Origin of the sequence: Planococcus donghaensis MPA1U2 (genome assembly GCF_000189395.1) — a bacterium.
Classification (GTDB): domain Bacteria; phylum Bacillota; class Bacilli; order Bacillales_A; family Planococcaceae; genus Planococcus; species Planococcus donghaensis_B.
This window is the reverse complement of sequence record NZ_AEPB01000044.1, coordinates 57,137-70,247: the sequence shown is the minus strand read 5'-3', so window position 1 is coordinate 70,247 and position 13,111 is coordinate 57,137. Positions and strand designations below refer to the sequence as shown.

General features: G+C 40.3%; 15 protein-coding genes. 2 read left to right on the top strand and 13 right to left on the bottom strand.

The features are described from left to right. Positions 1-92: 92 nt before the first annotated feature. Both GPDM_RS13030 and adh read right to left on the bottom strand, forming a co-directional pair. Entirely contained in the window at positions 93-455 is a 363-nt protein-coding gene (locus tag GPDM_RS13030) for a DUF779 domain-containing protein (RefSeq protein WP_008432056.1), read from the bottom strand. Between the two features lie 40 nt (positions 456-495). Further along, positions 496-2,016, bottom strand: coding sequence for an aldehyde dehydrogenase (gene adh, locus GPDM_RS13025; RefSeq protein ID WP_008432055.1), 1,521 nt, complete (start codon positions 2,014-2,016; stop codon positions 496-498). A gap of 208 nt (positions 2,017-2,224) precedes the next feature. On the opposite strand from adh, the gene GPDM_RS13020 reads away from it, so the two are divergent. Both GPDM_RS13020 and GPDM_RS13015 read left to right on the top strand, forming a co-directional pair. Continuing rightward, positions 2,225-2,932 carry a pseudouridine synthase gene (locus GPDM_RS13020; RefSeq protein WP_008432054.1) on the top strand — a complete coding sequence of 236 codons (708 nt, stop codon included), beginning with the start codon at positions 2,225-2,227 and terminating at the stop codon, positions 2,930-2,932. 13 nt (positions 2,933-2,945) lie between these two features. Next, positions 2,946-3,662: a DUF6904 family protein gene (locus GPDM_RS13015; protein ID WP_008432053.1), complete on the top strand. Its 717-nt coding sequence runs from the start codon at positions 2,946-2,948 to the stop codon at positions 3,660-3,662. Between the two features lie 335 nt (positions 3,663-3,997). Here GPDM_RS13015 and GPDM_RS13010 read toward each other — a convergent pair whose 3' ends face one another. The 11 genes from GPDM_RS13010 to GPDM_RS12960 form a co-directional block, all read right to left on the bottom strand. Next, entirely contained in the window at positions 3,998-4,870 is an 873-nt protein-coding gene (locus GPDM_RS13010) for a glycine betaine ABC transporter substrate-binding protein (protein WP_008432052.1), read from the bottom strand. Positions 4,871-4,891: 21 nt separating this feature from the next. Beyond that, positions 4,892-5,722: an ABC transporter permease gene (locus tag GPDM_RS13005; protein WP_008432051.1), complete on the bottom strand. Its 831-nt coding sequence runs from the start codon at positions 5,720-5,722 to the stop codon at positions 4,892-4,894. After that, positions 5,719-6,912 carry a quaternary amine ABC transporter ATP-binding protein gene (locus GPDM_RS13000; RefSeq protein ID WP_008432050.1) on the bottom strand — a complete coding sequence of 398 codons (1,194 nt, stop codon included), beginning with the start codon at positions 6,910-6,912 and terminating at the stop codon, positions 5,719-5,721. The genes GPDM_RS13005 and GPDM_RS13000 overlap by 4 nt, the downstream gene beginning before the upstream one ends. Before the next feature lie 31 nt (positions 6,913-6,943). Further along, positions 6,944-7,408 (bottom strand): thioesterase family protein, encoded by a 465-nt coding sequence (locus GPDM_RS12995; protein WP_008432049.1) that lies wholly within the window; start codon positions 7,406-7,408, stop codon positions 6,944-6,946. Between the two features lie 43 nt (positions 7,409-7,451). Next, positions 7,452-8,414, bottom strand: coding sequence for a 3-hydroxyacyl-CoA dehydrogenase NAD-binding domain-containing protein (locus GPDM_RS12990; RefSeq protein ID WP_008432048.1), 963 nt, complete (start codon positions 8,412-8,414; stop codon positions 7,452-7,454). Further along, entirely contained in the window at positions 8,414-9,307 is an 894-nt protein-coding gene (locus GPDM_RS12985; RefSeq protein WP_008432047.1) for a beta-keto acid cleavage family enzyme, read from the bottom strand. The genes GPDM_RS12990 and GPDM_RS12985 overlap by 1 nt, the downstream gene beginning before the upstream one ends. Positions 9,308-9,547: 240 nt before the next feature. Next, complete coding sequence (locus GPDM_RS12980; RefSeq protein ID WP_008432046.1) at positions 9,548-10,084, bottom strand: TetR/AcrR family transcriptional regulator; 537 nt, start codon at positions 10,082-10,084, stop codon at positions 9,548-9,550. A gap of 171 nt (positions 10,085-10,255) precedes the next feature. Then, complete coding sequence (locus GPDM_RS12975) at positions 10,256-10,678, bottom strand: CBS domain-containing protein (RefSeq protein ID WP_008432045.1); 423 nt, start codon at positions 10,676-10,678, stop codon at positions 10,256-10,258. 148 nt (positions 10,679-10,826) lie between these two features. Then, entirely contained in the window at positions 10,827-11,549 is a 723-nt protein-coding gene (locus tag GPDM_RS12970) for an amino acid ABC transporter ATP-binding protein (RefSeq protein WP_008432043.1), read from the bottom strand. Between the two features lie 12 nt (positions 11,550-11,561). After that, complete coding sequence (locus GPDM_RS12965) at positions 11,562-12,230, bottom strand: amino acid ABC transporter permease (RefSeq protein ID WP_008432041.1); 669 nt, start codon at positions 12,228-12,230, stop codon at positions 11,562-11,564. A 28-nt stretch (positions 12,231-12,258) separates the two neighbouring features. Further along, the gene (locus GPDM_RS12960) at positions 12,259-13,098 is read right to left on the bottom strand and encodes a transporter substrate-binding domain-containing protein (protein ID WP_008432040.1); all 840 of its coding nucleotides are present in this window, start codon (positions 13,096-13,098) and stop codon (positions 12,259-12,261) included. Between the last annotated feature and the right edge of the window lie 13 nt (positions 13,099-13,111).

The window sequence follows — 13,111 nt, the reverse complement described above, 5'->3', positions numbered from 1 at the left end:
CTATCATCAACCCCTGTTGTATAAAGGTTTCTATCGCTTTTTATCCAATAAGAACTACTAAAAAACCCGGATGCATTTGCATCCGAGTTCGTTTAAGCTTGTTGCTGTAATTCTTTATTTTCTTCGGGGGTGAAAGCTCTAGATCTTGTTAAAAACCGCTTGCCTTCCACTCCTTCTAGCGAAAACATTCCGCCGCGTCCTGGCACGACATCAATGATCAGCTGTGTATGGCTCCAATAGTCAAATTGGTTTTTATGCATATAGAATTCACTGTCACTGATAACGCCCATTAAAATGTCTTGGTCTCCGACAAATAGGTCGCCTTTCGGATAACACATGGGAGAACTGCCATCACAGCAGCCTCCGGATTGATGGAACATGACCGGACCATGCTTTTCCTTCAGCAATTCAATCAGTTCAATAGCAGCATCTGTCGCAATTACGCGTTCGACCATTGCTATCCCTACTTTCTGGTAGTCTTTAGACTACATAGAATCAAAAGAATCCTTGCTTGTTTTCATTGTAGCTAACTAGCATATTTTTTGTTTGTTGGTAGTGGTTAAGCATCATTAGATGATTTTCGCGACCAAATCCAGACATTTTGTATCCGCCAAATGCTGCGTGAGCTGGATATTGGTGGTAACAGTTTGTCCATACACGCCCTGCTTGGATACCACGTCCAAAGCGATAAGCTGTATTCGTATCACGTGTCCAAATCCCAGAACCTAGTCCATATAACGTATCGTTAGCGATTTCAAGCGCTTCTTCTTTCGTTTTAAACGTAGTTACCGAAACAACTGGACCAAAAATTTCTTCTTGGAATACACGCATCTTATTGTGCCCTTTAAAGACTGTTGGTTGGATATAGTAACCTTCTGCTAAATCGCCTTCTAAATGGTTGCGATCCCCACCTGCAAGAACTTCAGCACCTTCTTGTTTACCGATATCCAAGTAAGATTGGATTTTTTCCATTTGTTCTGTAGAAGCTTGCGCTCCCATCATTGTTTCTGGATCAAGCGGATTGCCAAGTTTAATAGCAGCTACACGCTTTAATACACGCTCCATAAACTCGTCGTAAATATCTTCTTGGATCAATGCACGGGATGGACATGTACATACTTCACCTTGGTTTAATGCGAACATAACAAAACCTTCAACTGCTTTATCAAGAAAAGCATCATCCGCGTCCATTATGTCTTTAAAGAAAATATTCGGTGATTTTCCACCTAGTTCTAATGTTACTGGGATTAAATTTTGTGATGCATATTGCATAATCATACGACCAGTAGTCGTTTCCCCTGTAAATGCTACTTTGCTAATACGCGGACTTGAAGCAAGTGGCTTACCTGTTTCAAGACCAAAACCATTCACAATATTTAATACGCCTGGAGGTAAAATATCGCCAATTAGTTCGGCTAATACAAGAATACTTGCCGGAGTTTGCTCAGCTGGCTTTAATACAACACAGTTACCTGCAGCTAGTGCTGGAGCAAGTTTCCAAACAGCCATTAAAATCGGGAAGTTCCAAGGAATAATTTGACCGACAACACCAAGCGGCTCATGGAAATGATACGCTACTGTATCGTCATCAAGTTGACTTAATGATCCTTCTTGTGCTCGGATTGCTCCAGCAAAATAACGGAAATGATCGATTGCTAGTGGTAAATCGGCATTTAGCGTCTCACGAACAGCTTTACCGTTATCCCACGTTTCAGCAACGGCTAACATTTCTAAGTTTTGCTCCATACGATCAGCAATTTTTAATAAAGCATTTGCGCGTTCAGTAACTGAAGTTTTGCCCCATGCATCTTTAGCAGCATGTGCAGCATCAAGCGCTAATTCTACATCTTCAGCAGTTGAGCGTGCAATTTCCGTAAACTTCTTGCCCGTAACTGGTGAAACGTTATCAAAGTATTGACCTTTGACGGGCGCTTTCCATTCTCCATTTATAAAGTTCTCATACTTATCTTTAAAATTCACTTTCGACCCTTCTGTGTTAGGTACTGCATAGACCATTCTTATCTCTCCCCTTTGATCATTTTACCGTTATGTACGCGCTTTCATTATTCTCTTATCCCTTGGCGTATTAATAACAGCTTCTCTTCTATATTGTCAAACTAATCTAAAAATTGCAACTGTAAAACATCAAAAATTTTTATTCGCACTAATAGTTCATGTATAATGAGAGCGAGACTAGGAAATACGGAACTGAAAGGAATTTACTATGCGAATCAATAAATTTTTAAGCGAGACAGGAATTACTTCTCGGCGCGGAGCCGATAAATTTATCGAAGCCGGTCGAGTAACGATTAACGGCAATCTAGCTGAGCTTGGCAGCAAAATCGAGTCTAGTGACGAAGTAAAAGTCGACGGGAAAGTCATCGAGCAGCCAAATCAGCAATACGTTTATCTGGCTTTAAACAAACCTGTAGGCATTACGAGCACAACAGAGCGCCATATCGAAGGAAACATCGTCGATTTTGTTAATCACGCTGAACGTATCTTTCATATAGGACGCTTGGATAAAGATTCAGAAGGACTTATCCTTTTGACTAACGATGGCGACATCGTCAACGAAATTTTGCGTGTTGAAAATGAACACGAAAAAGAATACGTCGTCAAAGTTGATATGCCAATCACCGAATCTTTCCTATCAAAAATGGAAGAAGGTGTCGAAATACTCGATACAAAAACACTTCCGGCAAAGGCTGAAAAATTGTCTAGCTACACTTTCAAACTAACGTTACGTCAAGGTTTAAATCGTCAAATTCGCCGCATGTGTACGGCACTTGGGTATGAAGTTCGAAGCTTGAAGAGAGTCCGCATCATCAACATCTTTTTAGGAGATTTACCTGTTGGCGAATGGCGCGATTTAACGGATGTCGAACGTACAGAGCTGTTTAAGCAACTCAACTACACACCAAAACGCTAAGGAGGTCAATGATATGTTAGCCATGAAGAGCACTCCGAACCATACAGGTATTAAAATTAGCGGCGATTATTTTGATTTAGATGAACTGAACTTAGCCATCTATAAAATGATAGGCCAGGAAGACCAGTATTATGGCTATGAAGGGTCTAGGACGAGAATCCTTAGTATTTCCCATGAAATTAGGTGTGCCGCTCAAGGCGACCGTAACGTAGACTTTGTTTTTAATGGCCTCCATGAACATACGATGAAGCAACATGAATTGATTGCTCCTGATAAAAATATTTACTTTTCTACTGAAGTGTTGTGGCCAGAAGTGATTTATGCAGCAATCGCCCTAAAAGATTTCGTTAGCTTCTACCAAAAGGATAAAGAATTCCCGTTTTGGGATATTCACATACCTACGATCCTTCGCTTTCAATCCTTGGTTTTAGACTGTCTGCAAGGACATGTGCCAGAAGAAGAATTCGAGGCAATCCTACAAGCCTTTAACCGTCCGGGTTCAGTCAACGATTACGCCATCCAGTACGTAGACCTATTAAATCTGAAATACATTGGCATGACAAAAAAACAACGTGAACAAAGCCTATCGACGATCGCCATGAAAATTGCGGTACAAGATCAAGACTACACAGCTTTTCGCAACCAAGTCATCGCTGCGGCCTCTCCACACAAAAAGCCGATACACGAAATTTCCATAAAAGCCGAATACCCAGATAACTTTGAATGGTGACTAGAAAAGCGGAGGCTGCCGTGTAGATTCGACGGGCATAAGACGCTCTGGCGAAGTGGCATTTTTTCAGCCACACAGCTAGAGTGGCTTATGACCCTAGAATCTGGCAGCCGGAGCTAGACACAAAGAAAAGTGAAAGCGCCTGTTCAGCTCCGACAGGCATAAGGCAGACCAGCAGTGTGGCGCTCTTTGCCACGCAGCTGGGTTGACTTATGACCCGAGGAGATAGACACCAAGAAAAGCGAAAGCGCCTGTGGAGCTCCGACGGGCATAAAAATAGAAATAAAAAGTGCTTGCCCCGTTGAATCTTCAGCGGGACAAGCACTTTTTGCAATTTACTTACCTAACATTTCATCTACTTTGTCTTGATTGTTGTCAATCCATTCTTGTGCAACTTCTTCAGGATCTCCACCATCTTCGATTTTTACAATCATATCTTCCACATCGTCAATTGAAATACTCCAGTTGCTTAAAAATTCATAAGCTTCTGGTGCATTTTCTTCTAATTCATTGTTCGTAATTACTTCAACTGAAGAAGTTTCGAAAAATCCTTTATCGTTCGTCAATACTTTTAAATCGAACTTATTGAACATTGTATGGGGTCTCCAGCCATAAAAGACAACTGGCTCTTCATCTGCCATCATTTTTTGAGCTTGGGCCATCATACCGCCTTCAGAAGAATTTACTTGTGTCATATCAAATTCATAAGCTTCAAGAATTTCGTTACTTTCAAGCGTAGCGCCTGCACCAGCTTCAATTCCATAAAACTTATTGCCAAATTCATCTTCACTACCTTTTAAGTCCTCAAGCGTATTGATATCTTCCATATAAGCTGGAACTGTCCAGCCTGTTTCCCCGTCCGGATAGCTTACTGAAATACTTGAAATATTATCTTCGTATTTATCTAGGTATGTTTGGTGTATTGGTACCCACGCATCCATAAATACATCAAGGTCACCGCGAGACAGGCCTGTATAAACACTTCCTGCATCAGCACTTGTTTCAACGATTTCATAACCCATGTCTTTTAAGATTAACCCAGCAACTTTTGTTGGAGGCACTGTACTTGTCCATGGTGTTACACCGAAAGTGATTGTTTTTTGTTCAGCCTCTTCAGACTCTCCATTTGCTTCCTCGTTATCCGAACCACATGCTACTAGAACTGTTGCAAGCAATGCCAGCATTACTAAGAATAAAAACTTTTTCATCATTCATTTCCCCTTTATTTTTTATTTTTTTCGAACCAACCCTTGAGTGATTCGATCCATTACAATCGCTAAAACAACAATACCTAAACCGCCTGTTAGACCAAGGCCAACGTTAACGGTAGAAATACCTTCAAGAACGACTGAGCCCAATCCTGGAGCTCCAATCATTGATGCGATAACTGCCATTGATAAGGCAAGCATCATTGTCTGATTAATACCTGCCATAATAGAAGGCATGGCTAGTGGCAATTGTACTTTATAAAGTAATTGCCATTTTGTTGACCCAAAAGCTTTTGATGCTTCTACTACGTCAGCTGGAACTTGTAGAATTCCAAGTGTGGTCATACGAACCGCTGGTGGCGTAGCAAAAACAAACGTCGCGATAACTGCAGGTACATTCCCGAGTCCAAATAATAAAATAGCTGGTATTAAATACACAAAACTTGGCAATGTCTGCATAAAGTCTAAAATTGGCCGGACTATATTAGCCATTGTCTTATTAGTCGCTGCTAATATCCCAACTGGAATACCGATAATGACTGATATTAGTGTAGAAACAATAACAATTGCTACTGTTTGCATCGCTGCTTCCCACAATTCAACAGATCCTAAATACAAGCTACCTAATAATACAAATAAAGCCAGTCCTTTGCCAGAAAACTTCCAAGCAATTAACACAAGAATCAGGACAAGTACTTCAGGGGGCGTGATAAGCAATAAATTGGTTACTCCATCCACGAATGTTCGAAGACTATCACTGATGCTGTCGAAAAAATCACCTGTGACCGGCAAAAGCCAATCATCTACAAATCGGTTTGTCCATTCTTCAATTGGCAATGTGAAATAATTCATAGTGTAGTCACCTCTTCTTTCCCTAAGACTAAGCCAGAAAGAATAGAAACCCTTGATACAATTCCGAGTAATTTTCCGTTTTCAACTACTGCCAGTGGATATTTCGCTTCGACAGCAACACCAAAGAGGTCATTTAAAGGGGTATCTGGAGAAATCTCATGAATATCTTCTATTAATACAGTCTCAATTGCCATATCTTTTTTATAAGCATCGATGGCATTATCAATTGTCAGTAATCCTTTAAAATTGTTCTCTTTATCTACTACAAAGATACTTGAAGCTCCTGCATCCTCCATTTTGCGAACAGCAGCTAATGCACCACTCTTATCCATCATATGAACTGCAGGTTTTTTCATAACATGAGAAGCCATAAGAACTTTCGAGCGATCTACATCTTTAACAAAGTTCGAGACATATTCATTTGCAGGGTTTTCCAATATTTCATCAGCTGTACCTACTTGAACAATTTCACCATTTTTCATAATGGCGATACGGTCCCCTAATTTTAATGCTTCGTCTAAATCGTGTGTAATAAACAAAATCGTTTTCCCTAATTTGTTCTGTAGGTTCAATAATTCATCTTGCATTTCTTTGCGGATCAATGGATCCAGCGCACTAAATGCCTCATCCATCAAAAGAATATCCGAATCATTAGCTAGTGCTCGTGCTAACCCAACACGCTGCTGCATGCCGCCACTCAATTCTTTTGGATAACTTTGTTCATATCCTTGTAAGCCAACATCTTCTATCGACTTTTGAGCGCGCTTATTACGTTCTTCTTTTTTTACTCCTTGAATTTCAAGGCCATAAGCAACGTTTTGCAAAACCGTGCGGTGTGGAAATAATCCAAACTGTTGAAATACCATACCTAGCTTTTTCCGTCTTGTTTCAATTAAATCGTTTTTACCCATTTCAACAATATTCTGACCATCAATTAGTACTTCACCTGAAGTCGGCTCGATTAGTCGATTTACTAAACGAATCAATGTCGATTTACCGCTTCCTGACAATCCCATAATGACAAAAAATTCACCAGCTTCTACTGAAAAAGAAGCTTGATTTACACCTACCGTCATACCAGTTTCAGCTAAAATGTCTTCTTTTTGATCACCGTTAAGAAGTCTTTTTAATCCTTGTTGCGGATTAGAGCCGAAAATTTTCGTTAAGTTATTCACTTCAATTTTCTTCATCGACATGCTCCTCATTTTTTGTTACAGATAATCAACGAAAGCCGATTTTTCTACCTGCTTGTTTGGGTATCGGCAACTCTTTTTGTTCTATAGTAAGTCTTTTTATTGTTGCAGCTATCACTTGTGGAAATGGCGCTGGTTTTCCTTGGGCAGAATCTATTCCCATCCACATTTGCTCACTTGTGGCGACCAACTCACCAGCTGAATTGGTCATTGAAAGAAAGGTATGTAACCTTTTTGCATCACAATCTAACAACCGTACCTCAATCGCCAAGTTGTCATGTTCGTGTACTTCTTTCAAGTAACATAAGTGTGTTTCCAGAGTAAAGATGGTGTAGTCGAGCTGAGCCCGAACATCTTCAGTCAATCCTAGAAAATCAATAAAACAGTCTGTCGCTTGGCTAAATACTTTTGCATAGGCCGCATCATTCATGTGACCATTGTAATCAACCCACTCACTTTTAACCTTTTCTTCGTATAAAAAAGAAGATTCCAACGCACAACTCAACTCCCTTCTACGCTGTTTTTGTGACCACCAGCTACTTGGCTGCTGTCGTTTCTGGCCAATAAGATTCGACTAAATCCAGTAGTTCGACCAAGAAAGCATTGCGTTTGTTTTCTAATTCAGCAATTGTGGTGTCATTTGCATGATTTTCACAACCTGTGATGACTTTCTCTTTTAGTTCATCTGTTAACTCGGGCGCTTCAAGCTTTGTCCAAGGCAATTTTAATGCTGGTCCAAATTGCTCTAGCATATGACGCATCCCTTTTTCACCGCCAGCAAGATGGAATGTCAGGAATGGCCCCATTTGAGCCCAACGAAGACCTGCCCCGTAAACAATCGCAGCATCAACTTCTTCTGTAGAAGCAACTCCGTCATTTACTAGGTGCAATGCTTCACGCCATAACGCTTCCATTAATCGATCAGCCAAGTGACCTTCAATTTCTTTTTGGATGATTAACGGTTTCATTCCCACACTTGCATAAAATTTTTTAGCACGACCTACCACATTCGCATCCGTCTTGTTGCCGGCAACTAGTTCAACTAGCGGCAAAATATATACTGGATTAAATGGGTGAGCTACGATCAATCGTTCCGGGTAGTTTAATCCGGCTTGCAACACACTCGGCATAATTCCTGATGTACTCGATCCGATAATTGCATCCTTTTTTGCGTATGTATCAATATTAGCTAGTACAGACTTTTTCAAGTCTTCACGTTCAGGAACATTTTCTTGGATTAAATCAGCATCGCAAACAGCTTCTTCAATCGTAGGCACAAAAGTTAGTCGGTTCCGATTTGCGTCTTTTGCCAGTCCCATTTTTTCTAATGATGGCCATGCTTGATCTAGAGCTTTTTGCGTTCGTTCTTGTGCGCCTTCGGCAGGGTCAAATGCAACTACATCCAAACCTTCAGCTAGAAAGCGTACGATCCAGCCATTACCGATCACGCCCGTCCCAACTACAGCTACTTTTTTAAACTGCTGGATATGTTCGTTCATTATTTCTCACCTCCGTAAGGGTTTCGCAATTCAAAATGAATCCGTGCTTCCTGAGGCGTCATGATTTCAACATTTGCTGCATGTAATTTCGTTATAGCTTGATCTACAAGTTGTTCATTACGTGCAAAAACGCCTTTATCTAAATACAAATTGTCTTCAAGTCCTACACGGACGTTGCCCCCATGCTGTGCAGCCATTTCTACAATTGGCATTTGCATACGACCAATACCGAATGCGGACCAATGAGCATTTTCTGGGAGACGGTTTTTCATGTACATCATTGTTTCTTCATCTGCTTCAGCTCCCCATGGGATACCTAGGCAGAATTGGAACATTGGATCGCCATCGAGCAAGCCTTCAGCAATCAATTGTTTCGCAAAACGCAGATGTCCTGTATCAAAACATTCTAGTTCAGGCTTTACGCCACTTTCTTGTATCAATCTTGCTTGTTCACGTAACCATTCTGTTGGACTCATGTAAACCATATCGCCGAAGTTAACACTTCCACAATCTAACGTGCACATTTCAGGAAGCAAACTGCCCACTGGTTCATGTCTTTCTTTAGGCGTTTGCATATCCGTTCCTTCTCCACCAACTGCTGGATTTGAAAGGTTAGGGATAAAATCTCCTCCTCCGCCTGAAGTAATATTAATAATTACATCTGTATCAGATTCACGAATGCGTTGGATGATTTCTTTGTAATGATCTAAATTATGGCTAATGCCACCTGTTTTAGGATCACGCGCATGAACATGAGCAACTGTTGCCCCCGCTTTTGCTGACTCGATTGCTGAATCTGCAATTTCTTTTGGAGTGACAGGAACATATTTATTCTTACCAGTTGTGTCTCCAGCTCCTGTTACGGCTGCTGTTAATAAAACTTTTTGTGTCATATCATCTCTCCTGCTATTTTTAAACATTTTTTTAATTTCACTTTTTATTCCATATAAATAAGTAAATTTTTCTATAATTTAAACTGTACCATCCAGACGGTTCTCCTTCAAGACAATTTCCGCTATAAATGGCCTGAATATTCAGCGTATCCCACTGTCAACCCAGGCACTCACTGGACTCAAGCAACTATGAAAAAAATAAAAAAACCATGTCATTTTGGGGAATGACACGGTTTTTACTTACTCATTTATCCAATTTTTCAATTTCAAATAGATTTCTTTTTTCTTATCTTCTCCTAAATGATGGATATCAAAAAGCTCCGATAACCAAATTCCATCTGTTGCTAAACGAATGATTGTTGCTTTTACAGGATCAATTCCGTCGTCCTCAATTGCAGCTTGCCATTCGTTGTAAAGATCTCGAATCGGATCTAGTAAATCAGAATTTACAGCTTTTGCAGCTAATAAGCCCGCATGCATCTCTTTGTTAGGATATGGATTATTAAATGTCACATCTGTATATGAACTAATCCATTTTCCATTTTCTAGCGTTGAATCTTCAACACTCGTAGCAATTTTATCTCGATAATTTGCCGCTAAATGTTCTACCATCCCTTTGACTAATGCTTCTTTAGATGGAAAATGATAAAGTAATCCACCTTTACTAACTCCAGCCTCGATTGCGACTGCTTCTAACGTCAAATTAAAAATCCCGCGTTCACTGACGACTTTTGATGCTGCATGAAGAATTTCGACTTTCCTAGTTGCTCTGGCCATACGCATCTCCTTTATTGACTGATTTCCACTTTACTATACTCTCTGGACGGTTTCTTTTCAAATAGCTTTCATCTTTTTCCAAGCTAAAGCTTAGCCTTGTCATTGCCGGTTACAGATAAAGAAGTCTTTATGCAAAAAAAAGCTGATTCTTCGAAGAATCAGCTTTTTTGACTACAGTTCTTCTAATCCAGAGCTTCTACTAGTTGCATCTTGTTGCTGAAGCGTTGTCGAGTCTTTAGTTGTAGCTAAATCGCACCAAGAAATAATACCGATTATACGGTCATTTTCGACAATGGGTAATCTACGAATTTTGTGTTCAGTCATTAATTCAGCCGCCTGTTCAGCGCTCAAATCAATCGTTCCTGTAATAACTTCTTCTGATAAAATTTCTGCTATGGCGGTATCACTCGGTAATTGTTCAGCCATTCCCCGAACAATGATATCCCGATCCGTAACAATTCCTACTAAACGGCCTTTTTCACAGATAGGAATAGCTCCTACATTTATTTCGCGCATCATCGAGGCAACTTCTTGGAGCGTTGATTCAGGCATACACGTTTCGACATCAGTCGTCATGATTTCTTCGATTCTCATCCCTTTTGCCTCCCCCTAATTATCTCATACTATATCTTAACCGTTTTAAACGAGAGCAAACGTCAATTCCTAAAAGAAGGAAGGAGTCAGTTCTAATGAACTGACTCCTTCCTTCTTCAATTAGGGATATTAACCCATTTTTCCTCGGTTATTCCACCAATTGTATAAATTGTTTTGTTCGTTCGTTTTGTGGATTTTCAAAGAATGTCTTTGGATCTGCCGATTCAATAATCGTCCCTTTATCAATCATGATAATGCGATCCGCTACTTCTTTCGCGAATTTCATTTCATGGGTAACGACTACCATCGTCATTCCTTCTTCGGCTAGTTGCTTCATAACTTGAAGTACTTCACCAACTAGTTCTGGATCCAACGCTGACGTTGGCTCATCAAATAACATAACCTTTGGCTCCATCGCAAGAGATCTTGCAATAGCGACGCGCTGTTTTTGTCCGCCTGATAGCTTGCTTGGATAGACATTTGCTTTGTCTTCCAACCCTACTTTCTTCAATAATTCCATTCCTAGAGCTTTCGCTTTTTCCTTTTTCATCTTCTTAACGGTAATTGGTGCTTCGATTACGTTTTCCAATACCGTCTTATGAGGAAACAAGTTGAAATGTTGGAACACCATGCCGACTTCGGCACGTATGTTTGTTAAATTATCTTTTTTCGGATTTACCGCATGACCATCAATCGTAATTTTCCCTTCGTTGATCATTTCAAGAAAGTTAAAGCATCTGAGAAGCGTACTTTTACCAGAGCCACTGACTCCAACTAGTACAACCACTTCCTGAGGCTTCACATGAAGGTCTACGCCTTTCAGCACCTCGAGGTCACCAAAGGATTTATGAATGTTTTCTCCAATAATCATGTTAGTTCCTCCTTAGGCTTTATCGACATCGAGTTTATTTTCATACCAACGCAATAGGTACGTGAAAATCATTACAAGTACCAAGTAATACAGTGCAACAACTAAGAAAGATTCAAAAGGCTGGAAAGATTGGGCTGCTTCACGATTCGCGAGTGCAAAAATTTCCGATACCCCAATAATATAAACTAGTGATGAATCTTTTAATGTAATAATGAATTGGTTACCAAGAGGCGGAATCGAGCGACGCAACGCTTGTGGAAAGACAATTCGTTGCATCGTTTGTTTCCGGTTCATACCAAGTGACATACTTGCTTCACGTTGACCAGGATCAACGCCTTGAATCGCACCACGGAAAATTTCTGCAATATATGCACCGTTATGAATCCCTAACGCAATTGCACCTGCCCAGAAATTATCCATTGTATAAATTTCTACAATCCCGAAATACAGGAACATAATTTGAACGATTAGTGGCGTTCCACGTATTACTGTAATATAGACGTTTGCAATTCCTTGCAAAATTTTCGACCCTGAAATTTTCATCAATGCGAAAACTAAACCAATTGCTGTACCTAAAATGACACCTATTGCAGTCAATTGAAGTGTAACAACTGTAGCTCGTAGGAATCCTGGATAGGTCCGCATGAATACTTCATAGACTGTTGAAAATAATTCTAACATACACACCATTCCTCCCTATCCTAATTGATTACTTGAGGATTTCGACTCCTTCAAGATCTACATCAAGGAGGTTACGGCCAAACCATTTATTCGAAATTTCATCATAAGTGCCGTTTTCAACAATTGCAGCTAATGCTTCATTTACTGCTGCTAAAAGTTCTTCATCTTCTTTGTTAATCGCAACAGCCGCTTGTTCAATCCATAATGGGTCGCCTACCATTTCGATTTCTAGCCCTGCATTTTGTGCTTCAAATCCTACTACATCGGCAGTGATAACTGCGTCTAAACGGCCTTCAATTGCTAAGTCTTGTAACGCAACAACATCACTATTGTAATACTGAATATCGTCAGTATATTTTTGTGCTGCCGTATCGTATGTGCTTTGACCAACAACGCCAATTTTTGCGCCTTCAAGGTCTGCTTCAGATGTGATTTCTGTATTGCCAGCTTTCGTGAAAATAACGCCACCTGAGTAATAGTATGGATCAGAGAACGAAACTTGTTCTTCACGCTCTTCTGTTATCGCCATTGATCCGATGATTGCATCGAAACGATTCGTCGTCAATCCCTGAAGAATGGTCTCCCAAGGGGTTGTGACCGGGTTTGGCTCAAGACCCATTTCTTCTGAAAGCGCGTTACTAATATCAATATCAAAGCCTGTTAAGTCGCCGCCTTCCGTAAAGTTGAATGGCTTATAAAGACCACTTGAAGCAGTAGTGAATTTGCCTTCTTCAACCAAGTTCAAATCGCTGCTTCCGCCATCTGAGTTTGATCCTTCTTCCGAGCTAGATGAGTCGTCTCCTCCACAAGCTGCTAACAACATTCCTGCAGAAAAAATTACGCTTAAAAATGATAATTTCTTTTTCATTTTGCTCTCCCCT